This is a genomic window from Streptomyces sp. WY228 (assembly GCF_019287315.1).
GTDB lineage: Bacteria > Actinomycetota > Actinomycetes > Streptomycetales > Streptomycetaceae > Streptomyces > Streptomyces caviscabies.
In genome coordinates this window covers 4,815,488-4,837,245 of the sequence record NZ_CP079114.1, presented here as the reverse complement: position 1 = coordinate 4,837,245, position 21,758 = coordinate 4,815,488, and the positions used below count along the sequence as shown (strand labels likewise).

Annotated in this window: 18 protein-coding genes; 12 read left to right on the top strand and 6 right to left on the bottom strand. The window is 74.6% G+C overall.

Translation table 11 applies throughout. From position 1 onward, the window contains the following. Positions 1 to 120 precede the first annotated feature (120 nt). Positions 121 to 3,324 carry a sacsin N-terminal ATP-binding-like domain-containing protein gene (locus KV381_RS21090; RefSeq protein ID WP_218787276.1) on the bottom strand — a complete coding sequence of 1,068 codons (3,204 nt, stop codon included), beginning with the start codon at positions 3,322 to 3,324 and terminating at the stop codon, positions 121 to 123. Positions 3,325 to 3,641: 317 nt separating this feature from the next. Next, the gene (locus KV381_RS21085) at positions 3,642 to 4,517 is read right to left on the bottom strand and encodes a DUF3027 domain-containing protein (RefSeq protein WP_032791033.1); all 876 of its coding nucleotides are present in this window, start codon (positions 4,515 to 4,517) and stop codon (positions 3,642 to 3,644) included. Between the two features lie 452 nt (positions 4,518 to 4,969). Between KV381_RS21085 and KV381_RS21080 the strand changes: the two genes are divergently transcribed. The 4 genes from KV381_RS21080 (at position 4,970) to KV381_RS21065 (ending at position 8,553) form a co-directional block, all read left to right on the top strand. After that, entirely contained in the window at positions 4,970 to 6,409 is a 1,440-nt protein-coding gene (locus KV381_RS21080) for an MFS transporter (protein WP_030087394.1), read from the top strand. A 27-nt stretch (positions 6,410 to 6,436) separates the two neighbouring features. Then, the gene (locus KV381_RS21075; protein WP_030087392.1) at positions 6,437 to 6,913 is read left to right on the top strand and encodes a hypothetical protein; all 477 of its coding nucleotides are present in this window, start codon (positions 6,437 to 6,439) and stop codon (positions 6,911 to 6,913) included. Between the two features lie 73 nt (positions 6,914 to 6,986). Further along, a complete protein-coding gene (locus tag KV381_RS21070) occupies positions 6,987 to 7,691 on the top strand; it encodes a futalosine hydrolase (protein ID WP_030087390.1) in 705 nt (234 codons plus the stop codon). Next, on the top strand, positions 7,681 to 8,553 hold the full coding sequence (locus KV381_RS21065; protein ID WP_030087388.1) for a 1,4-dihydroxy-6-naphthoate synthase: 873 nt from the start codon (positions 7,681 to 7,683) through the stop codon (positions 8,551 to 8,553). Before KV381_RS21070 ends, KV381_RS21065 begins: the two co-directional genes overlap by 11 nt. Before the next feature lie 52 nt (positions 8,554 to 8,605). On the opposite strand, the gene KV381_RS36945 is transcribed toward KV381_RS21065, so the two are convergent. Beyond that, on the bottom strand, positions 8,606 to 8,989 hold the full coding sequence (locus KV381_RS36945) for a cold-shock protein (protein ID WP_006126557.1): 384 nt from the start codon (positions 8,987 to 8,989) through the stop codon (positions 8,606 to 8,608). A 187-nt stretch (positions 8,990 to 9,176) separates the two neighbouring features. On the opposite strand from KV381_RS36945, the gene KV381_RS21055 reads away from it, so the two are divergent. Then, positions 9,177 to 9,416, top strand: coding sequence for a hypothetical protein (locus KV381_RS21055; RefSeq protein ID WP_030087383.1), 240 nt, complete (start codon positions 9,177 to 9,179; stop codon positions 9,414 to 9,416). A gap of 50 nt (positions 9,417 to 9,466) precedes the next feature. Here KV381_RS21055 and KV381_RS21050 read toward each other — a convergent pair whose 3' ends face one another. Further along, positions 9,467 to 10,126, bottom strand: coding sequence for an HAD family hydrolase (locus KV381_RS21050; protein ID WP_086779597.1), 660 nt, complete (start codon positions 10,124 to 10,126; stop codon positions 9,467 to 9,469). Between the two features lie 160 nt (positions 10,127 to 10,286). Here KV381_RS21050 and KV381_RS37115 point away from each other — a divergent pair, with 160 nt between their 5' ends. The 5 genes from KV381_RS37115 to KV381_RS21025 all read left to right on the top strand — a co-directional run bounded on the left by KV381_RS37115 (position 10,287) and on the right by KV381_RS21025 (position 16,485). Beyond that, entirely contained in the window at positions 10,287 to 11,033 is a 747-nt protein-coding gene (locus KV381_RS37115; protein WP_373461069.1) for a FecCD family ABC transporter permease, read from the top strand. Continuing rightward, positions 11,030 to 12,124 (top strand): iron chelate uptake ABC transporter family permease subunit, encoded by a 1,095-nt coding sequence (locus KV381_RS21040; RefSeq protein ID WP_086779595.1) that lies wholly within the window; start codon positions 11,030 to 11,032, stop codon positions 12,122 to 12,124. The genes KV381_RS37115 and KV381_RS21040 overlap by 4 nt, the downstream gene beginning before the upstream one ends. Beyond that, positions 12,121 to 13,080, top strand: a complete 960-nt coding sequence (locus KV381_RS21035; protein WP_256995126.1) for an ABC transporter ATP-binding protein — start codon at positions 12,121 to 12,123, stop codon at positions 13,078 to 13,080. Before KV381_RS21040 ends, KV381_RS21035 begins: the two co-directional genes overlap by 4 nt. A gap of 3 nt (positions 13,081 to 13,083) precedes the next feature. Beyond that, entirely contained in the window at positions 13,084 to 14,067 is a 984-nt protein-coding gene (locus tag KV381_RS21030; RefSeq protein ID WP_218785992.1) for an ABC transporter substrate-binding protein, read from the top strand. A gap of 105 nt (positions 14,068 to 14,172) precedes the next feature. After that, positions 14,173 to 16,485 (top strand): protein kinase, encoded by a 2,313-nt coding sequence (locus KV381_RS21025; protein ID WP_256995125.1) that lies wholly within the window; start codon positions 14,173 to 14,175, stop codon positions 16,483 to 16,485. Between the two features lie 10 nt (positions 16,486 to 16,495). Here KV381_RS21025 and KV381_RS21020 read toward each other — a convergent pair whose 3' ends face one another. After that, a complete protein-coding gene (locus KV381_RS21020; RefSeq protein ID WP_218785991.1) occupies positions 16,496 to 17,776 on the bottom strand; it encodes a hypothetical protein in 1,281 nt (426 codons plus the stop codon). A gap of 54 nt (positions 17,777 to 17,830) precedes the next feature. On the opposite strand from KV381_RS21020, the gene KV381_RS21015 reads away from it, so the two are divergent. Both KV381_RS21015 and KV381_RS21010 read left to right on the top strand, forming a co-directional pair. Beyond that, positions 17,831 to 20,320, top strand: coding sequence for a helicase C-terminal domain-containing protein (locus KV381_RS21015; protein ID WP_218785990.1), 2,490 nt, complete (start codon positions 17,831 to 17,833; stop codon positions 20,318 to 20,320). A gap of 5 nt (positions 20,321 to 20,325) precedes the next feature. Beyond that, on the top strand, positions 20,326 to 21,105 hold the full coding sequence (locus KV381_RS21010) for a YqjF family protein (protein ID WP_218785989.1): 780 nt from the start codon (positions 20,326 to 20,328) through the stop codon (positions 21,103 to 21,105). Positions 21,106 to 21,143: 38 nt separating this feature from the next. On the opposite strand, the gene KV381_RS21005 is transcribed toward KV381_RS21010, so the two are convergent. Beyond that, complete coding sequence (locus KV381_RS21005) at positions 21,144 to 21,731, bottom strand: hypothetical protein (RefSeq protein ID WP_218785988.1); 588 nt, start codon at positions 21,729 to 21,731, stop codon at positions 21,144 to 21,146. Positions 21,732 to 21,758 lie beyond the last annotated feature (27 nt).

Sequence of the window (21,758 nt, the reverse complement as noted above, 5' to 3'; positions counted from 1 at the left end):
CGGCGGGACCCGTCTGGTCCATGAGCCTCTTGGCTCAATGGAACAGACAGGCGAACCAGGTGAACGGTTGTGCGGATCTGTGACTTTTCTGTGAAGCCGCAGCTCGCGCCTCACGGCGGATCAGTCGAACCAGCGGTCCCGGGCCAGCTCCTCCGTCCGGGACGGGTCCTCCAGCAGGGCCGCGACCTCGAAGCGCCGCGGCCACTGGCCCGCCGCCCAGGCGAGACCGGCCGCCACGCCCTCCAGGGTCGCGGCGTGGACGACGCCGTCCGGGGTGCGGCGCCAGTCCAGTTCGACGCCGCCCGCGCGGAGTTCGGGGTGTTCGACGTACGTGTCCGGGGTGCCGGCGCCGAGCAGGACGCGGACCGGCTCCGGTACGCGGTGCTCCTCGCCCTCGCTCGTCACGTCCGCCTCGACCGTCTCGCCGAGGCGGCGCACCTGGAGCAGATCGGCCAGCTCGGCGGCGCGCGAAGGAGCCACCGGAAGCAGCGGCAGGCCCGCCGTCAGCGGCAGCACGTCCGGGGCGTCCGCGATCACGGCGTCCGCCGCGTCGGCCACCACCACCTCCCCGTCCACCACGGCGCGCAGCTCGTCCGGCAACGTCACCTGGTCCGGGTCGAGTTCGGCGAGGGCGGTGTAGAGCGCGTGCAGCTGTACGGGGGTGACGGGGCGGTCCTCGTCGGCGAGCCGGCCCAGCAGTTCGGCCGCGCCGCCCGGCTCGTCCAGGAGCGCGGCCACCGAGGTGCGCACCCCGAGCGCCCGCAGCACCTCGGTGTCGTCGAAGCCGGTGGCGTCCACCGCGTCGTAGAGCCCGGCCAGCCGGGGATCGCCGCCCGCGGCGCGGAGCCCGGCGGGGCGGCGGCCGTCCAGGACGGGGTGGTCGCGCAGCCACCACGCGGTGTACGGGCGCACGGACTGCGTCGTCCCGTCCGGCAGCAGCACCCGCACCGGCTGCGTCAGCGCGTCGCGCAGCGGCGGCCGGGCCAGCAGGGCGAGCGCCTGCGGCCAGGCGTCGTCGTCCACCAGATCCAGATCCCGTACGGCGACGATCTCGGTGGCGACCGGCGGCACCGGCGTCTCGGGCAGCTGGTCGAGCAGGTCCTCGCACCAGACGTCGACGGCGTCCAGCAGCCCGGCGTCGTCCGGTTCGGCGAAGTCGCTGTCGCGGGGCTCCAGTTCGTCCGGGTCCAGGACGACGTCGGTGGCCCGGACGAGCGCGAAGGTGGCGAGCACCCCGCAGGCGGTGAGCGGGCCCTCGCCCCAGCGGTCGGCCACCTCCTGGTCGACGAGGGCGAGTTCCCCTTCCCGCATGACCTGCGCGAACGGGCTTGCCGGAAGGACCAGTTCACCGGCGGGGGCGGGCTCGCCCTCCTCGTCGGGCAGCGCGAGCGCGCCGAGCCACGGTTCGTCGCCGGGGGCCAGCTCGGCGTCCCGGACGAGGGTGAGCACGGTCTCGGCCAGCTCGTCGCCGTCGAGCGCGTCCTCGTCCCAGATCTCCCCCGCGTCCAGCGAACCGGCGACGGCCGCCCGCACCTGCGGGGTCGTCAGCACGGCGCGGGGCGTGGCGGGCAGGGCTCCCAGCTTCTCCAGCAGCGGGTGGGCCGCGTCCGGGTGGGCGACCTTGAGGCCGAGCCGGGAGAGGCGGCCGAGGACGGGGCCGGTGAGGGCGTCCGGGAGGGGCAGCAGGATCTGGCGGGGGCCGATGGTGGTGCGCGGCGGGCGGCCCGCCTGCTCGTCCTCCGGGTCGCCGGCGAGCGGGACCGGCAGGCCGGTGAGCCGGTCGGGGTCGGTGCCCGCGAGGCTGTCGTAGAGCCGGTGCCACCAGGCGGGGTCGCGCTCCAGACCGGCGAGCCGGTCGATGGCCTCGGTCAGCGGGACCCGGGCGACGCCGAGGGTACGCAGCTCGGTGCGGCGCTCCAGACCGGCGGGCAGCAGACAGGGCAGCACCTCGGCGAGGACCCGTACGGTCTCGGCCCCGACGCCCTCGACGACCTCGGCCTCGACGGGCCGCAGGGCGGAGGTGCTCTCCGTACGGTCCTGGTCCCGGTCCCAGTCGTCGGCCCAGCCGCTCTCCGCCTCCGGGTCCCGGGGCGCGGCGGGCTCCAGGAACGCGACCCGCGGCAGCCGGGCGAGGATCGCCCCGCGCAGGTTCCCGTCCAGCGCGCCCTTGCCCAGCCGGCCCGGCACCAGGTCGATGGTCCCGGTCGACACGGGCCGCCAGTCGCCCAGCAGCTCCGCGTACGCGTCCGCCGCCCGCTCCACCAGGAAGTCGGTCAGCGGCCCCGGCGCGGGGTGCCTGCGGGCGGTGTCCAGCGGGAGCGAGGCGATGAGCAGGGCGGGGATGCCGAGCGGTTCGTCGGTGGGGGTCGGGGCGTGCACGACCGGTGCCGTACGGGGGTGGAGCGGGGCGCCGGACTCGTCGACCGGCACCGCCCAGGTCACCGACCAGTGCGGACGCAGCCGCTCCTCGACCGGGCGGTCGGCGAGCAGGGCGGGCTCGATCGGCCCGTGGCGCAGGACGGTACGCCAGCGGTTCAGGCCGTGCGCGGAGTCGTCGACGTGCGTGTACGGGCCGTGCTGCGACCGGCTCAGGGTCCGTGTGCCGTCCGGGGTCTCGATGACGACCTCGTCCAGGCCGGGCAGCGTGAGCAGCAGCGCGTCGTCCACGGCGGCCAGCAGCCGGGCCACCAGGTCCTCGGCGGTGCCGTCGCGCAGCGGCAGCACGACGACGGTGTCGTACCCCTCGGGCGCGGAGCCCTCGGCGGGCAGCGGCAGACGCAGCAGCGGTACGTGTCCGTCGCGGCGGCGCAGCTCGTCCCCGAGGCCGGGGCTGCCGACGGCCGCCTGGCGGGCCAGCTCGCGGGCCTCGGCCAGGGACCAGCGCACACCGCCGTGCCGGCCGAGCACCGCGGGTTCGTCGCTGACCGCGAGGACGGCGGCGAACCCGACGCCGAAGCGGCCCACCGCGGACTCGTGGCCCTCGCGCTTGGCGGAGGCCCGCAGGGTGGACAGGGACTCCACGCCGGTGGCGTCGAGCGGGGCGCCGGTGTTCGCGGCGGCCAGCACGCAGCGGGCGTCCGGGTCGCCGGGGGCGGCGGGGTGCAGGGTGAGGCGGAGCCGGCCGGGGGTCCTGGCGCGGGCGGCGGCGTCGGCGGCGTTCTGGGCCAGCTCGACGACGAGGCGGTCGCGGTAGCCGCCGAGCGCGAGGTCCTCCTCGGCGTTGGCGTCCTCCCGGAACCGGGCGGGCCCGGCGCCCCACGCGTCGAGCACGCCGCGCCGCAGCCGTGCCGTCCCGAACGGATCGGCCCCCTCGGTCGCCTTCATGCTCACGCTCTCGACTCCGTCCGGTGTGTCGGTCGGGCGCGCGGATGCCCGTGCCGCCCAGTGTGCGCCCGAAGGTACCGCGCGCGCCGCCCCGCCCGTACCGGCGGCCGCTTCAAGCCCGTCCGGCGCCCCCTTCAAGCCCGTCCGGCGATTGAGGACGGAACCCTTGACCGGGGCAGCGGTCACCGAACAGGCACCTGGTGCGCAGGACCCTGCGGTGGCACCCGACACCACGTCGACGGTTCCGTCCTCAAACGCCGGACGGGCTGGATTTGCTCACCCAACGCCGGACGGGCCGGCTGGTGCGGGCAGGAGCGTCAGGAGTGGCCCAGGTCCTCCGACGCGCCGTCCGCCTCGGCGGGCACGGAGCCCTCGCCCCGCTCCGGCCGCAGCGAGTACGCGTCCACCCGCATCGTGTCCATCGCATGCGGCGCCGGCTTCGGCGGCGCCGGCATCACCGCGGCCTCCGAGTGCCCACCGCACCCGTACGCCAGCGACACCACATGCCCGTCCGCCGGACCGAACTCGTTCGCGCACACCCCGAAGGCCTGCTTCAGCGAGCCCGCCATCGGGATCAGGAACGCACAGCTGACACAGGTCGCCGGAGCCGCCTGGGCCATCGGCGTCTTCGGGCCGAACTCCTCGTCCCAGCGGTCGGCCGCCTCGTACAGCCCGTACCGCGACAGCACCCGCGCCCGGCGCGTACCCAGCTCCTCGGCCACCGCGGCGATGGAACCCCGGCTGGTCGTGGCCACCGGCCGGTCGGTCAGCTCGGCGTCCTCGGAGTCGACCAGCTCCGCCAGCTCCTCGGAGACCGCGGAGTTCGGCGGCGGCTCGTCCTCGCCGGTCCAGCCGGGCTCCAGGCGCAGGTCCTCCGCCTCGGTGGGCAGCAGGTCGCCGGGGCCCATGTCGCCGGGGCGCAGCCGCTCGCTCCACGGCACCCACTCCGGCGCCAGGAGCGCGTCGTCCCCCGGCAGCAGCACCGTTTCGTCCAGGGTGACGTTCTTCGCGCGGGAGGCCCGCGCCACCGTCACCGCCCAGCGCCAGCCCCGGTAGCCGGGCTCCTTGGCCTCGAAATAGTGGGTGACGACCCGGTCTCCCTCGGAGACCACGCCGATGTGCTCACCGACCACGCCGGGCGCGGCGGCCTCCTCCGCGGCCGCGCGCGCGAGGTCCACCGCCTCGGCGCACAGGCGGTCGGGAACGGGGGTCCGGGCCGTACGGCTTCGCGTCGTCGTCGCAGCACTCACAGGTCTTCGCTTCTCTCCATACGCCAGTCTCACGAGCGCGCCAGCTGCTGCACGATTGCCGTTTCGGCCAGACGGGTGCGGGCGGAGCGGACCTGGGGGCCGCGTCGACGTCCACACCCGTTGTGCCTGCCTCGGGCGCGCCTTCTGCCACCCATTCTGCGGGATCGCCGAGAGGCGCGCGGCCAAGAACAACCGCCGGTGGCGCGTTACGCACGCTACCCTCTCCGCCGCTCCGCGCCCACCTGCCCGTCCCAAACGTGCCGTATCCGTTCCGGTCCGTTCGGTACCGGCACCCGTACCGGCGCCGGTACCGACAGCGCGTCCAACAGGGCGTCACACGCGCGTCCGCGCACGATCACCGTTCATACCGGCCAGGGTTGGGGCACTATGACGGGGTGACTGCCGCCAGGTCGCACGACGGTCCCGGCCCGCTCCGCAGGGCGGGACGGGCGACGGGCCGTGCCCTGCGCGCCCCGTTCACCGGCACGGCGCGCGGTATCCGCAAGGCCACCCACGCCCACGGCGCGGGCGAGTCCGGCCTCGGCAAACTGATCGAGCTGCACGCGGTGAACGGCGCGGGCGACGTCATGATCACCGTCGCGCTCGCCTCCACGGTCTTCTTCTCGGTGCCGACGGACGAGGCGCGGGGCCGCGTCGCCCTCTACCTCGCCATCACCATGGCCCCCTTCACCCTGCTCGCCCCGGTGATCGGCCCGCTCCTGGACCGGCTGCCGCACGGCCGCCGCGCCGCGATGGCGGGGGCGATGCTGGCCCGCGCGCTGCTGGCGATCACCATGTCGGGCGCGGTCGCCACGGGGGGCCTGGAGCTGTATCCGGCCGCGCTGGGCGTCCTGGTCTCGTCGAAGGCGTACGGCGTGGTGCGCAGCGCGGTCGTGCCGCGTCTGCTGCCACCGAAGTTCTCCCTGGTGAAGGCCAATTCCCGGGTCACCCTGGCGGGGCTGCTGGCGACCGGGGTGGCGGCCCCGATCGGGGCCGGTCTCCAGACCATCGGCTCCCCCTGGCCGCTCTACGGCGCCTGCGCGATCTTCGTCGCGGGCACCTTCCTCGCCTTCACCCTGCCGCCCAAGGTCGACTCCGCGAAGGGCGAGCGCCGGGCGCGGCTGATCGACCCGCACCACGGCGAGGAGTCCGTACCGCGCCCGGCCCCCGGCAAGACCAGCACCCGGGCCGGCCTGCGCAGGGGCGGCAACGGGGAGAAACCGGCCAAGGAGCGGCCGCCGGGCCTGCGGTCCGTCGGCGGGTCCGTCCTGCACGGGCTCCAGGCCAACGCCGCGCACCGGGCCCTCTCCGGCTTCCTCATCTTCTTCCTGGCGTTCCTGCTGCGCGAGCACCCGCTGGCCGGGCAGAGCGCCGCGGTCTCGCTCGGCATCGTCGGCGTGGCGGCGGGGGTCGGCAACGCCTGCGGTACGGCGGTGGGCTCCTGGCTCCGGGCGCGCGGCCCCGAGATCATCATCGCGACGGTGCTGGGGCTCGCGCTCGGCGTGGCGATCCTGACCGCGGTGTTCTTCTCCACCCTGCTGGTCGCCGCGCTCGGCGCGGTCGCCGGCTTCACCCAGGCCCTCTCCAAGCTGTCGCTCGACGCGATGATCCAGCGGGACGTGCCCGAGGAGGTCCGCACCTCCGCGTTCGCCCGCTCCGAGACCGTGCTCCAGATGGCGTGGGTGGTCGGCGGCGGCATCGGCATCGCGCTGCCGCTCAACGCGGTGGTCGGCATGTCGGTGGCCGCGGGCATCCTCGCGCTCGGCGCGGCCACCTCCGTACGGGGCCTCCTGGGGGCCGCGCGGCGCGGCACGCCGCACCCCCGCGTGGCGTGAGCGGAGGCGACCGATAGCCTTCGGCCCATGACCGTTGCGTTCTTCTCCGGTAAGGGCCGTCGAATCGGCGTCGCTCTTGGTGCCGTGTCCGCGGGACTCCTTGTCCTGTCCGCCTGCGACAAGCCGACCCCGCTCGCCACCGTGACGGTCGGCACCGACTCGGTGAACACCGAGGCCGCCTGCTACAACGACGGCGATGCGATCAAGGAGTCCCTGATCCAGGGCTGCCTGAACAAGAAGGCCGACAAGACCATCAAGGTCTCCATGGACGACCAGGTCCGCTTCGGCGTCGACCCGGAGATCGCCGAGAACGGCTGGACGCTCTTCATCAACGGCCAGCAGGCCGAGCAGGAGCCGTTCAAGAAGACCTACCGGACGATCCCCGGCAACGCCTTCTTCGCCAGCCAGACCGGCCAGCCGGCCGACAAGACGAACATCTCCATCGTGGAGACCAAGGGCAAGAAGCTCACGGGCATCTGGCAGTTCGAGTTCAAGAAGGACTGACCCGGCCGCCCGAAGAGCGCTCCCCTGCTCTTCCCCCGCCGCCCTTCCCCGTCCTCGACCCGAGGCTGATTCCGTGCGTGTGCTCGTCGTGACCGCTGTCCCGGTGGAACGGGACGCGGTCACGCGTGCGTTCGGGGGCGCCCCGGAGACCGTGGCGGTGCCGGGGGCGGAGCCGCACCGCTGCGGCGCGTTCGACGTCCTGGCGGGCGGTGCGGGTCCGGCCGCCGCCGCCGCGGCCACCGCGTTCGCCCTGGCCGCCGGGGCGTCGGCCCCCGTTCCGTACGGTCTCGTCGTCTCGGCCGGGATCGGCGGCGCGTTCACCCCGCTGACCCCGCTCGGCTCGCTGGTCGTGGCGAGCGACATCGTCGCCGCCGACCTGGGCGCCGACACGCCCGACGGCTTTCTGCCGGTCACCGCGCTCGGCTTCGGCCGGGACCGGTTCGCCCCGCCGCCCGCCCTCGTCCGCGAGGTGGCGGCCGCCGCGGGCGCCGCCGCCGGCCCCGTCCTCACCGTCTCCACCGTGACCGGCACCGCCGAACGCGCCGCCGGCCTGCTCGCCGCGCACCCGGGGGCGCTGGCCGAGGCGATGGAGGGCTTCGGGGTCGCGGAGGCCGCCGCCCGGGCCGGTGTGCCCGTACTGGAACTGCGGGCCGTCTCGAACGCCGTCGGCCCCCGCGACCGCGACGCCTGGCGCATCGGCGACGCGCTGGCGGCGCTCACGGACGCGTTCGGGAAGACGGCACCCGTACTGGAAGGTTGGAACCGGCATGACCACTGAAGCGAACCCGGGCCCGGCCGGCGAGGCGATCGAGATCGCCTTCTCGCCCTGCCCCAACGACACCTTCGTCTTCGACGCCTGGGTGCACGGCAGGGTCCCCGGCGCGCCCGCGCCCGAGGTGACCTTCGCCGACATCGACATCACCAACGGCATGGCCGAGCGCGGTGAGCTGGACGTCCTGAAGGTCTCCTACGCCGTGCTGCCGTGGGTCCTCGACGACTACGCCCTGCTGCCGTGCGGCGGGGCGCTGGGCCGGGGCTGCGGTCCGCTGGTCCTCACCAAGGAGCTGGGCCTCGACCTGACCGGCCGGACCGTCGCCGTGCCGAGCGAGCGCTCGACGGCGTACCTGCTGTTCCGGCTCTGGGCGGCGGAGATGGTGCCGGGCGGTGTCGGCGAGGTCGTCGTGATGCCGTTCGACGAGATCATGCCCGCCGTACGGGACGGCAAGGTGGACGCCGGTCTGGTCATCCACGAGGCCCGTTTCACGTACCGGAACTTCGGTCTGCACAACCTCGCCGACATGGGCCGGCACTGGGAGGACACCACGGGCCTCCCGATCCCCCTCGGCGCGATCATCGCCAGGCGCTCGCTGGGCGAGGAGACCCTGCGCCGGCTGGCCGACACGATCCGCAGCTCGGTCCGGCTCGCCTGGGACCACCCGGAGGTCTCCCGGCCGTACGTCCTGGAGCACGCCCAGGAGATGGACCCGGCCGTCGCGGACCAGCACATCGGGCTGTACGTGAACGAGTTCACCGCCGACCTCGGCGAGGACGGCTACGCGGCGATCCGCGGCCTGCTGACCCGCGCGGCGGCCGAGGGGCTCGTACCGCCCCTCGGCCCGGACGCGCTGGCGTTCCCCTGAGCCCGGGGGCTCCTCAGGGGCGGCCGCCCCTGAGCCCGCGGGCTTCCTCGGGTCAGACGTCGAGCTGGTCGGCGACCGCCCTCAGCAGGCCCGCGATCTTCGCTCCGGCGGCCTTGTCCGGGTAGCGGCCCCGCTCCAGCTGCGGCGTGATGTTCTCCAGGACCGTCGTCAGGTCCTGCACGATCGACGCCAGCTCGTCCGGCTTGCGGCGCTGCGCGGCCGCGACGGACGGGGTGGGGTCGAGGACCACCACAGAGAGGGCCTGGTCGCCGCGCTGGCCCGCGACCACGCCGAATTCCACGCGCTGGCCGGGCTTGAGCGCGTCGACTCCGGCAGGGAGTACCGACGAGTGGACGAAGACGTCGCCGCCGTCGTCGCGGGAGAGAAAGCCGAAGCCCTTCTCGCTGTTGAACCACTTGACCTTGCCGGTGGGCACGTCTGTCCTCGTCCTCGTACTCGTCGGTGTGCGGAAGAGCCGGTCCCCCCTCGGGCACCAGGGGAAACGGCTCCGGATAGCAGTACAGCGGGTCACCGTGACCCGCCCGGTCCCAGGCTAATGGCCCTACGGCCGGTGACAAGACGTCGCCGGAGAGTTCCTCCGGGCTGGGAACTACCCTGGTCGCGTGAGTACTACTCCTTCAGGCGCAGGTGACCGGCTTGTTCAGGTCGGCGCGATCGTCTTTTTCGTCGGCGCTCTGGCCACACTGGTCACGGTGGCCCCTCTGTTCCTGGGCACGGACCCGTTCCCTCCGGTCGCCTACGCCGTCTGCATGTTGATGGGCGTCGGGTTCCTGATCGCCGGGGCCGGCGTCGTCCGCTCGGCCTGGGTCAACTCGCCGAAACGGGCCGCGAACCGCGTCTGACGGTCTTGGCCCGTTCCCGCCCCTGACGTACGCCGTCCGGCCTGCGCGATCTACGCCGTGCGGTCCGCGTCGAAGGCGGCGAGCCAGGCCGGGAAGCCCGTCAGGTCCGGCAGGACCACGTCCGCGCCCGCCGTCCGCAGCTCCGCCGCGTCGCACGGGCCCGTCGTCACCGCGACCGACAGCGCGCCGGCCGCCCGCGCCCCGCGCACGTCGCCGGTGTGGTCGCCGACGTACACCTGTGCGCCGTTCTCGCGCAGCGCCTCGCCCTTGGCCTCCGCCCACAGCCAGCCGACGACCGCGTCCGGCTCGATGCCGAGGTGGGCCAGGTGCAGCTTCGCGTGCGTGGCGAACTTCGCCGTGACGACGATCGCCCGGCCGCCGAGCGCCCGCACCGCCGCCACCGACTCCCGCGCCCCCGCGAGGGCCGTGGACGGGGCTATCGCGTGGTCGGGGTAGAGCTCCCGGTAGCGGTCGGCCGCGGCCCGCACCCCGTCCTCCGGAAACCAGTGCGCCAGCTCCGTCTCCAGCGGCGGGCCGATCCGGCTCACCACCAGGTCCACGTCGATGGGCACGCCCGTCTCGGCGGACAGCGCCCGGTAGGTCGCGGCGATGCCGGGGCTGGAGTCGATGAGCGTCATGTCGAGGTCGAAGCCGACCGTCAGGGGGCGCCGGTGCGGGTGGGGGGCGGAGTGCGGAGCGGTGGACGTCATGCCTGCCATTGTGCCGACCTGCCGGGGCCGGTCCCGGGGCGGTCCGGCAGCCCCCGTCGGACCGGAAATCCCGCCGCCTAGACTGAGGCCCGTACTTAGCCAAGCCTTACCAGCCTCGGCCCCGTCCCCCTCACGCTCCGGGCCGTCACGATGGGTTCAGATGTCAGCGTCAGCACCGGTGCGGGACACCGCGCCACCCGGGGTGCCCCGAGCACCCCGCCTCTCCCGACGCGCGACGGCGACGGCCGCGGCCGTCGTCGCCCTGCTGCTCGCGATCCTGCTGAGCCTCGCCGTCGGCGCGCGTTCCATCCCGCCGGGCGAGGTGCTCGACACCCTGCTGCTCCGCACGTGCCGCGGCATCCTGACGGGCCGCCTGCATCTCGGCATCGCCATGGCTCGCGTTCGCGCACGCTTCGCGGGTGCTGACGGCCTCGGGGCGCGGCGCGCTGGGCGCGGCGGGCGGGATCAACGCGCCTGGGCGGACGTCGTCCAGCAGGTGTGGCCGTTCCTGCTCCTCGGCGCCGTCCTCGTGCTCTCCGTCGCCCGCGGCCTGGACGCGCTCGCGCTCGGCGAGGACGTGGCGAAGGGGCTCGGGCAGAACGTCGCGGCGGTCCGGATCACCGGCGGCATCGGGGCGACCGTGCTGACCGGGGTCGGGGTGGCAGCCGCCGGTCCGATCGCGTTCATCGGGCTCGCCGTCCCGCACATCGCCCGCGCGGTCGTCGGCAACGACCACCGCTGGGTGCTGCCCATGGCGGCGCTGATCGGGCCCGTGATGCTGCTGGTCTCGGACGTCGTCGGCCGGATCGTGTTCCCGCCGAGCGAGGTCCCGGCGGGCGTGATGACGGCCCTGATCGGGGTGCCGTTCCTGGTCGCCCTCGTACGCCGGAAGGCGGTTCCGGCATGAGCGTCACCCGTACGCCCGAGAAGACCGTGAGGCCCGTACGGGTCCGGCCCGCCGGGTACGCCGTCGTGAAGGCCGGGCCGCGCGGCCGGTTCCTGCTGCACCGCAGGGCGTCCGTCGCGGCGGCGGCCCTGCTCGTCCTCCTGGCCGCCGTCTGCGTCGCCTACCTCTGCGTCGGCGAGAGCTTCGTCGCGCCCGGCGAGGTCGTGAAGGTGATCCTCGGGCAGCCGTCCTCGGCCGAGCTGGTCGTGGGCACGCTGCGGCTGCCGCGCATGGTCGTCGGGCTGCTGGTCGGCGCCGCGTTCGGGGTCGCCGGGGCGCTGATCCAGACGGTCGCCCGCAACCCGCTGGCCAGCCCCGACATCATCGGCATCAGCCAGGGCGCGAGCGCCCTCACGGTCGGTGCGATGACCTTCGGCATCACCTCGTACACCGTCCTGCCCTACCTCTCCGTCATCGGCGGAGTGGCGGCGGCGGCGCTCGTCTACGTCTTCGCCTGGCGCGGCGGTCTGCACGCCACCCGCTTCGTGCTCATCGGCATCGGTTTCGCCGTCGCGCTGCGGTCGGTGACCACGCTGTTCCTGACCAAGGGCGACTACCTGGTCGCCCAGCAGGCGCAGATCTGGATGACCGGTTCGCTGAACGGACGCGGCTGGTCGGAGGCGGCCCCGATCGGCTGGACGCTGCTGGTGCTGCTGCCCGCCATCGCCTGGGCGGCCCGCGCGCAGCGCACCGTCACGATGGACGACGACACCGCCACCGCGCTGGGCGTGCGCCTGGGGCGGGTACGGCTCGGACTGGTCGCGCTCGGTGTGGTCCTGGCGTCCGTGGCGACGGGCACGGCCGGCCCGGTGGATTTCGTGGCGCTGCTCGCCCCGCAGATCGCCCGCCGGATGACCCGGACCGCGCAGATCCCGCTGCTGTCCTCGGCGCTGCTGGGCGCGGTGATCGTCGTCCTCGGCGACCTGCTCGCCCGCAGGCTGTTCTCGCCCACCGAACTGCCGGTGGGCGTCCTCACGGCGGCGGTCGGCGCCCCGTACCTGATCTGGCTGATCATCCGCGGTCACCGCGGCCGCAGTGGAGGCACCGCATGAGCCCGAGCCGAAGCACGAACACGAGCACGGGCCCGAGCCCGAGCCCGAGCCCGACGACATCCGACGCAGCGCGGCGGACCGGCCGCCTCGCGGCCAGCGCCCTGACGCTCGCGTACGAGGACCGCACCGTGGTCCACGAGCTGGACCTCACCGTGCCCGACGGGCAGGTCACCGTCATCGTCGGCCCGAACGCCTGCGGCAAGTCCACCACCCTGCGGGCGCTCGGCCGGCTGCTGAAACCGCGCGGCGGGGCGGTCCTGCTGGACGGCACGGAGCTGGCGCGGATACCGACGAAGCAGATCGCCCGGTCCATCGGACTGCTCCCGCAGACCCCGGTGGCGCCCGAGGCGATCACCGTCTCCGACCTGGTCGCGCGGGGCCGCCAGCCGCACCAGAGCTGGTGGCAGCAGTGGTCGGACGAGGACGAGCGCGCGGTGACCGACGCCATGTCCCGTACGGATGTGACGGCGCTGGCCGACCGGTCGGTGGACGAGCTGTCGGGCGGTCAGCGCCAGCGGGTGTGGATCGCGATGGCCCTGGCCCAGGACACGGACCTGCTGCTGCTCGACGAGCCGACGACGTATCTGGACATCGCCCACCAGGTCGAAGTCCTGGACCTGGTACGACAGTTGGCGTCCCCTGCCGCGGACGGCACCCGGGGCCGTACGGTCGTCACCGTGCTGCACGACCTCAACCAGGCGGCCCGGTACGCGGACCGCCTGGTCGCCATGAAGGAGGGCCGGATCGTCGCGGAGGGCGCCCCCGGGGACATCGTCACGGCCGAACTCGTCCGCGAGGTCTTCGGCCTGGAGGCGGTGATCGTCCCGGACCCGGTGACGGGCTCGCCGCTCGTCGTCCCGGGCGCCCCCTGGACCCCGACGGCCACGTCCGCTCCCGCTTCCGCTCCCGCTTCCGCTTCTTCCGCGTCCGACCCGACTCCCGGAAAGGTCCTCTGACCCATGACCCAGCGCAGCTTCCTCCCCCGCGCCCTGGCCGCCGTGTCCCTGACCACGGTCGCCGCCCTGACCCTGGCCGCCTGCGGCGGGTCCGACGACTCCGGTTCCGGCTCCGGCTCCGCTTCCTCCGGCGGCTCCACGCGTACGGTCGAGACGCCGATGGGCGACGTGCAGGTCAAGGAGGCCCCCGAGCGGGTGGTCGTCCTGGACACCGCCGAACTGGACTCGGCCCTCACCCTCGGCGTGAAGCCGGTCGGCGCGACCCACGCGGACGTGACGTCGGGCTTCCTGAACTACCTGCCGAAGGACCAGCTCTCGGGCATCAAGGACGTCGGTCAGATGATGACCCCGAACCTGGAGGCCATCGCCGCCCTGAAGCCCGACCTCATCCTCACCAGCAAGATCCGGCACGGCGACAAGTACGACGAGCTGTCGAAGATCGCGCCGACCGTGATGACGGAGAACACCGGCTACCCCTGGAAGGAGAACTTCCAGCTCCACGCGGAGGCCCTCGGGAAGCGGACCGAGGCGAAGATGGTCACCGACGACTACGCCAACCACGTGGCGGACGTGACCAAGGCGCTCGGCGGCAAGGACAAGGCCGCCGCGACCGAGGTCAACATGGTCCGCTTCGTCGAGGGCGCGGACATCCGCATCTACGGCAGGAAGAACTACATCGCCACGATCCTGGCCGACGTGGGCCTGGGCCGCCCCGCGATCACGGACCAGGCCAAGGACGGCTTCTCCTACGACGTCAGCCCCGAGAAGATCGACCTCGCGGACGCGGACGTGGTCTTCCACTCGACGTACGGCGACCCGAAGAAGTCCAAGGAGACGGAGACCACCGGCAGCGGCCTGTGGAAGAACATGGACGCGGTGAAGAACGGCAAGGTCTTCGCGGTCGACGACCAGCTGTGGATCCAGGGCATCGGCTACACCGCCGCCGACAAGATCCTCGGCGAACTCCACCAGAACCTGACCGCGTAGTCAGGAGCGCCCGAAGGCCCTGCACGGGCCCGGTTTCCGCTCCTCTAGGGTGTGCCGGGACACGTTGCAGGGTGCGATCGGGCGTTGGCGGGGGAGCTGGAGCAGGTGCCGTTGAGTGATGCCGACCCGGCGGCGGTGGGCGGCTACGAGCTGCTGGACCGCCTCGGTTCGGGCGGGATGGGCATGGTCTATCTGGCCCGGTCCGCGTCCGGCCGTCGGGTGGCCGTGAAGGTGGTCCACGAGCAGTACGCCGAGAACGAAGAGTTCCGGATGCGCTTCCGGCAGGAGATCGCGGCGGCCCGGCGGGTGAGCGGGGCGTTCACCGCGCCGGTGGTCGACGCGGACCCCGAGGCGGTACGTCCGTGGATGGCGACGCTGTACGTTCCGGGCCGGACGCTGGCCCAGCGGGTCCGGGAGGACGGGCCGCTCTCCGGTGCGGAGTTGCGGGTGCTGGCGCTCGGGCTGAGCGAGGCGTTGCAGGACATTCACCGGGCCGGGGTGGTGCACCGGGATCTGAAACCGGCGAACGTCCTGATGGCCGAGGACGGGCCGCGCGTCATCGACTTCGGCATATCCCGGGTCGCGGACCACCAGATGCTGACCGCGACCGGACGGGCCCTGGGCACGCCGCCCTACATGTCCCCGGAGCAGCTGGCCTCGGCGCGGGACATCGGTCCCGCGTCGGACGTGTTCTCGCTGGCCGCCGTACTGACGTTCGCGGCGTGCGGGTACGGGCCGTTCGACGCGGAGAGCTCGTACACGACCGCGTACAACGTCGTCCACACGGCGCCGGTGCTGGACGATGTGCCGGAGGTGCTGCGTCCGGTCCTGGCCCGGTGCCTGGCGAAGGACCCCGGCCTGCGGCCCGGCCTCGCCGAACTGCTGCCCCTGTTCCAGGCGTTGCCGTCGTACCGGACGCCGGCGTCACCGGACGCCGCCGCGCACGCGCCCGGGCGGCAGCCGCACCCGCACGCGACCGGCGACCTCCCTCCGGCCGGATTTCCCCCGGCCGGACCTCCCTCGGCCGGGTTGCCTCCGACCGGACACCTCCCGACCGGGGCGGCACCGACCGGAGTCCTGCCGACCGGAGTTGTGCCGACCGGAGTCCTGCCCCGCGACACGTCACCGCCGCCCGCCCGACCACCCCGACGACGGCGACGGCGGCAGCTGCTGCTGGCCGCCCTGACCGTGGCCGTGGCGGCGGCCGGCCTGACGACGGCCGTCCTGCTCCGGCCGGGAGGGGGCGGCGAGGACGGGGACCGCGCGGAGCCCACCGCGTCACGCGCTCCCGCGCCGGCCCTGCCCCGGGGCTGGCGGCCGTGGCTGACCACCGTACGGACTCAGGAGCCGATGGACGGAGGGGGTGACGGCAGCAGCGGCTGCCTGGCTCCGCCCGAGGCGCTGTACTGCGGCGGGCAGGGCTACACCGCCGCACGGCTGGACCCGGCCACGGGGAAGACCCGGTGGCGGTTCTCGGCGGGGATCGAGTCCTCCGCCCCGGTGATGGTGCGGGACGGCGTCGTGGTGGTCAACGACATGAAGGGCCCCTCCTGGTCGACCGAGGTACGTCAGTGGGTGACCGGCCTGAGCACGGACAGCGCCGAGGTCGCGTGGACCCACTCGGTCGCCGACGGTTCCCGTGCGGTCCCGTTCGGGAAGTGGGTGGTGGCCCTGTCGGTGAACAGCCGGCACCTCGTCGCCATGAACGCCGAGGACGGCGCCGAGGCCTGGCGCTTCACGATCCCGGAGGGCGACAGCTGCATACCGTGGTCCGGCGGCGGCGCCCTGTACGCCCGCTGCTTCCCGGCGAACGACCCGACCGTCGAGGGCACGCTGTGGCACATCGGCCCGGCCGGCCAGGCGCGCGAGGTGGGTGCCGTCCCGCCGGACGCGAACCCGGTGGGCGTCGACGGGGACGAGCTGGTCCTGCTGGAACGGTCCGGCGGCGCCCAGGACGAAACCGGCGACTACACCTCCGTGCTGAGGGTGCACACCACCACCGGTGAGTCCCGCCGCGTGGCACTGCCGAAGCGGGGCCGGGTCACTCCGGACGACCGGGCGCCGCTGATCGACGGGACGCTCTACCTGGTCCGGGCCGACGGCACGGTCACCGCGGTCTCGGCGCGTACCGGAAAGGTGCGGTGGCGGCGCGACACGGAGGTGGAGGGCCTGTCCGCTCCGGTGCTGTCGGAAAAATACGGAGCGCTGTACCTCGTCAGCGGCCACGGGCGGCTGCTGGCGCTGGCGAAGGCCGACGGCCGGGTCATGTGGAAGACCCCGTCCCGGGAGGGCGCGAGTCCCCGGCCGGACGCCGGGCCGCCCACGGTCCGGCTGAAGGGCGACGCCATCGTGGCCCACGCCGGAGGGCTGACGTTCTCCGTCAGCCCCCTGGAGCCGAACGCACCGGTCGAGCGCTGAGGCCCGGCCGTCACCCCGTACGCCTCCGCGCCCGCCACACCAGGTAGAGCGCGGAGGCGACGGCGGCGACCCGGACGACCACCGGCCAGGTCTCCAGCAGGACGTCCCGCATCGCGCCCTCGCGGATCGGCTCGCCCCAGCGCCCCTCCATCCGGCCCCAGATCCATACGAGGGCCGTGGCCGCCACCACGCCCGGCAGGCCCAGCGCCGCCCACTTCGCCTCCGTACGGGAGAGGGTGCGCGAGCTGTACGCGATCAGCCAGCCGCCCGCCAGCGGCAGCCAGGAGCCGGTGACCACGCCCGCGACGAGCAGGACGGCGGCCAGGACCAGCAGCGGGTGCGCGAAGCCGCCGCGGGGGGCGGGGGCGGCGGCCTCGGGCGCGGCGGCGACGGGGACGGCCTTGCGGCGGCGGAGCTTCACGAGGCGCAGGGCGCGGCGGCGCCGGGCGGTCCCGGCGGCTCCGGCGGCTCCGTCCTCCGCTGCTTCGCCGCCCTCGGCCTCCTTCCCGTCGCCTTGCTTCTCTTCCTTCTTCTCGTCCTTCTTCTCGTCCTTCTCCAGGGGGATCGGTCGGCGGCCCAGCAGCTCCGGGGCCTCGATGCCGCCGAAGAACCCGGGGATGGCGGTGCCCTCGTCGAAGGGGCCCGGCTCCAGACGCCACCAGTCGGTCGCGTCGCCCGCGCCTGTCTGCCGGTCCTGGCCGAGCATGTGCGGGGCGTTGGGGTCGGGCCAGTCGCGGGCCGGTACGCCGGTGTCGTCGGGGGCCGTCGACGGGCCGGGTACGGCGGCCGTGTCGGCGGTGGTTTCCGTACGGCTCTCCGGCGTGTCCCCGGCCTCGGGATCGCGGTCGCGGCGCGACGCGCCCCGCCCGAAACCGGCTTTCGGCTTCCCGGGGCCCCGGGACTCCCGGCCCCCGCCCACCCCGGACGCGGGCTCCTCGGGCCCTCCCGGCGCTTTGCGGAGGAGTCCGCTCCGGGGCCGGGGCAGACCGCGCCGCTGCTGCTCGCCGGCGCCCGGGCCGGTCCGGGCGGACGGCAGCGGGACCGTGCCGTCGGCCGACCCGGCGGCCGCGGCGACCAGTTCGTCCGGGCTGCCCAGCCTGCCGATGATGCGCCGCACGGCCGCCGGGGAGTCCGCGCCCTCCGTGCCGCGCTGCCGGTCGATCTCGCCCCGGAGCGTCGAAACCAGGCGCATCCGGGCGCCCGACGACAGCTGTTGTTGCTGAGCCAGGTCGCCGACCCGGCTCAGGTAGTCGTAGACGAGCTGGTCGCTCTCGATCCCCACGCGGTGCATCCCCTCTACCGGCCCTGCCCCGACGGTAGCGTTCCAGCGGCTACCGTGGGACGGATGGGGACGACCACACCACCGCGCACGCTCGCCGAAGCCCTGCGCGCCCGGGGCGACGAATCGCTGGCCGGGCTGCTGCGTGCCCGCCCCGACCTCCTCAACCCGGTGCCGAACGACATCACCCAGCTCGCCACGCGGGCCGGCACCCGGGCGTCCGTCGTCCGCGCGCTGGAGCACCTGGACCGGTTCGCGCTGCAGACCGCCGAGGCGCTGGCGGTGGCCCCGGACCCGGCCCCGTACGGCACGCTCCTCTCGCTGCTCACCGGCGACGGGCTCGACGACGGCGAACAGCGCGACGACGCGGGCGCGGCGGTCACCGCCGCGCTGCCGGGCGCGCTGGCGACGCTGCGCGAACAGGCCCTCGTCTGGGGCGAGGACGACCGGCTGCGGCTGGTGCGCACCGCCCGCGAACTGCTCGCCCCGTCCCCGCAGCACCCCTCCCCCACGGGCCTCGGCCCCACGGTCGCCGAGGCCACGGCGGGCATGTCGCCGGGCCGGCTCCAGGAGATCCTGGCGGCGACCGGGCTGTCCGCCACGCACGACCCGGTCTCGGCGGTGGCGGCGCTCTCGTCCCTGTTCACGGACCGGACGCGGATGGCGGAGCTGCTGGACACCGCGCCGGTGGAGGCGCTGTCGGTCCTGGACCGGCTGGTGTGGGGCCCGCCGTACGGCGAGGTCACGCCCAACCCCACCCCGCCCGTGAAGTGGCTGCGCGACCGGGGTCTGCTGCTGCCGGTGTCGACGCGCACGGTGGTCCTGCCGCGCGAGGCGGCGCTGCATCTGCGCGCCGGGCGCGCCCACCGCGTACCGGAACCGGTCCCCCCGGCCGTCGCGGCGGCCGCCGAACGCGATCCACAGGCTGTGGACAGGGCGGCGGCCGGTCAGGCGTTCACCGCGCTGGCGACCGTCGAGGAGCTGCTGAAGCTCTGGAACGGCGGCGGCCCCGCGATCCTGCGCGCGGGCGGGCTGAGCGTACGGGAGCTGAAGCGTACGGCGAACGCCCTGGACGTGACGGAGCCGATCGCCGCGTTCTGGATCGAACTCGCTTACGGTGCGGGCCTGTTGGCGTCCGACGGCGAGACGGACGAACGGTACGCGCCGACGCCCGCCTCCGACGAGTGGCTCGGCCTGCCCGCCGAGGACCGCTGGACGCACCTCGCCACCGCCTGGCTCGCCGCCACCCGGACCCCGGGCCTGGTCGGCGGCCAGGACGCCAAGGGCCGGGCCCTGTCCGCGCTCGGCCCGGAGCTGGACCGCTCGGCCGCCCCCGACGTACGCCGCCGGGTGCTGGCCCTCTTCGCCGAACTCCCGCCGGGCACCGCGCCGGACGCCGAGACGCTGCTGCGACGGCTGCGCTGGGAACGCCCGTTGCGCGGCGGACCGGCCGCTTCGGCCACCGGTCAGGGCCCGGCCCCGACGGAGGGCACGGACCTCCGCTCACGCCTCGCCCTGTGGACGCTCAACGAGGCGGAGCTGCTGGGCATCACGGGCCGGGGCGCGCTCTCCGCACAGGCCCGCGCCCTGCTGGCGGAGGGCGAGAAAGCCGCCGCGGCACGCCTCGCCCCGCTCCTCCCCGAGCCGCTGGACCACGTCCTGCTCCAGGCCGACCTGACGGCGGTGGCGCCGGGTCCGCTGGAACGCCCGCTGGCGGACATGCTCTCGGTCCTGGCCGACGTGGAGTCGAAGGGCGGGGCGACGGTGTACCGCTTCACGCCCGGTTCGGTGCGCCGCGCCCTGGACGCCGGGCAGGCGGCGACCGACCTGCACGCGTTCCTGGCCGCGCACAGCCGTACGCCGGTGCCGCAGCCGCTGAGCTATCTGATCGACGACGTGGCCCGCCGCCACGGCCATCTGCGGATCGGGGCGGCGGCCGCGTACGTACGCTGCGACGACGAGGCGGTCCTCAACGAGATCCTGGCCGACCGGCGCTCCACCGGCCTCCGCCTCCGCCGCCTGGCCCCCACGGTCCTGGCCTCCCAGGCCGACCCCGGCTCCCTCCTGGAGGCCCTGCGCGACATGGGCTACGCCCCGGCCGCCGAATCCGCCGAGGGCGACGTCCTGATCACCCGCGCCGGCGCCCGCCGCACCCCGCCCCGCACACCACCGGTCCCGGTCCCCGAGGGCCCGCCGGTCCCGGACGACACGCTGCTCGGCGCGGCGGTGCGGGCGATCCGCGCGGGCGACACGGCCGCCACGGCGGTCCGCAAGGAGCCGGCGGATGCCCCTTCCTCGAACGCCCCCTCCGGCGCCCTCCCCCGCACCACCCCCGCCGAGACCCTGGCCACGGTCCAGGCCGCCGCGATGACGGGCTCCACGGTCTGGATCGGCTACGTCAACGCGGACGGCGCGGCCAGCCAGCGCGTGATCGCCCCGGTCCGCGTGGAGGGCGGCTTCGTCACGGCGTACGACCACACCGCCGACGAGGTCCGCACCTACCCGCTGCACCGGATCACGGGGGTGGCGGAACTGGCGGAGGACGGGAAGGGTTAGGGGCCATGTCCTTCGCCCACCGCGCCGCCCGATCGCTGCCGCCCGAGCCGGTGTCACCCGAGCCGGTGTCACCCGTTCCGCCCGCCGCGCCGATGCCTCCGCTCCTCACGCAGTCCTGGCTCGATCTGGCGTTCCTGCACTGGGCGGTCGATCCGGCGGACGTGGCACCGCTGTTGCCGCGCGGCACGGTGCCGGACACCTTCGACGGGGCGGCCCACGTGGGGCTCGTGGCGTTCCGGATGGATCGGGTGAGCGGGTTCGGGCTGCCGGGAGTTCCGTACCTCGGGAGCTTTCCCGAGACCAACGTCCGGCTGTACTCCGTGGACGAACGCGGGCGGCGCGGCGTCGTCTTCCGCTCGCTCGACGCCTCGCGGTTGATCCCGGTCCTCGTGGCGCGGGCCGCGGTCCGGTTGCCGTACGTGTGGTCCCGGATGGACATCGAGCGGTCCGGCGACACCCTGACGTACACGAGCACCCGCCGGTGGCCCGGTCCGCGCGGCGCCCGGAGCCGGATCGTGCTGCGGACGGGCGACCCGATCGGCGAACCCACGCCCCTGGAGCACTTCCTGACCGCCCGCTGGGCCCTGCACACCTCGTTCTTCGGGCGGACCGCCTATCTGCCCAACGTCCACCCCGCATGGCCTCTGCACCGGGCGGAGCTGGTCGCGTGCGACGAGGACCTGGTGGCGGCGGGCGGGCTGCCCGCGCCGGCCGGGGAGCCGGTGAGCGTGCTGTACTCCCCGGGCGTGCCCGTGCGCTTCGGGCCGCAGCGGCGCGGGGACTGAGGCCCGCGCCGCGCCAGGTCCCCGCTCCCGTACCGACGTCAGTCGGGATTCATGTCCGAGAACCGCTCGAACGTGTCCGTCCCCGTGGCGCCCTTCTTCCACGTGACAGTCAACGTGTCGCCGTTCTGCCGCAGGTCGCCGACCCGGTCCTTGCTCTTGACCCGGACGCCGTCCTCCTCGCACAGCAGAGCCATCTCCAGGAAGTCGCCGCTCTCGTCCTCCTGCCAGCGGCCCTTGCACTGCAACCCGTCGCGGACGCTGTAGATCGCGTTGATCCTCGCGGGCTCGTCGGTGTACGCCTCGCCGAGCCCGAGCATCGTGGAGTCCGGCATCTTCCACACCGCCTGGAGCCCGGTGCCGGTGGGCTGGGGCACGAGCGGGTTGTCCGAGCGGGCGGGCGGCGAGACGGACGGCTCTTCGGCCGGGTCCGCCGTCGGGTCCGCCGCCTCCGGGCTCTCCCCGGTGCGCCCGTCGGCCCCGGACGCGCTCGGGGTCCCCACGGTCGTCGGCGACTTGGCTTCGTCGCTGCCGCTGTCCCGGTCGACGGCGAACCAGACCCCACCGCCGATGACCGCCACGGCCAGCGCGGCGGCGACCGCGATGAGCCCCGTCCTCTTCCGCTGCACGGGCGGACCCGGCTGGGGTGGCGGGAA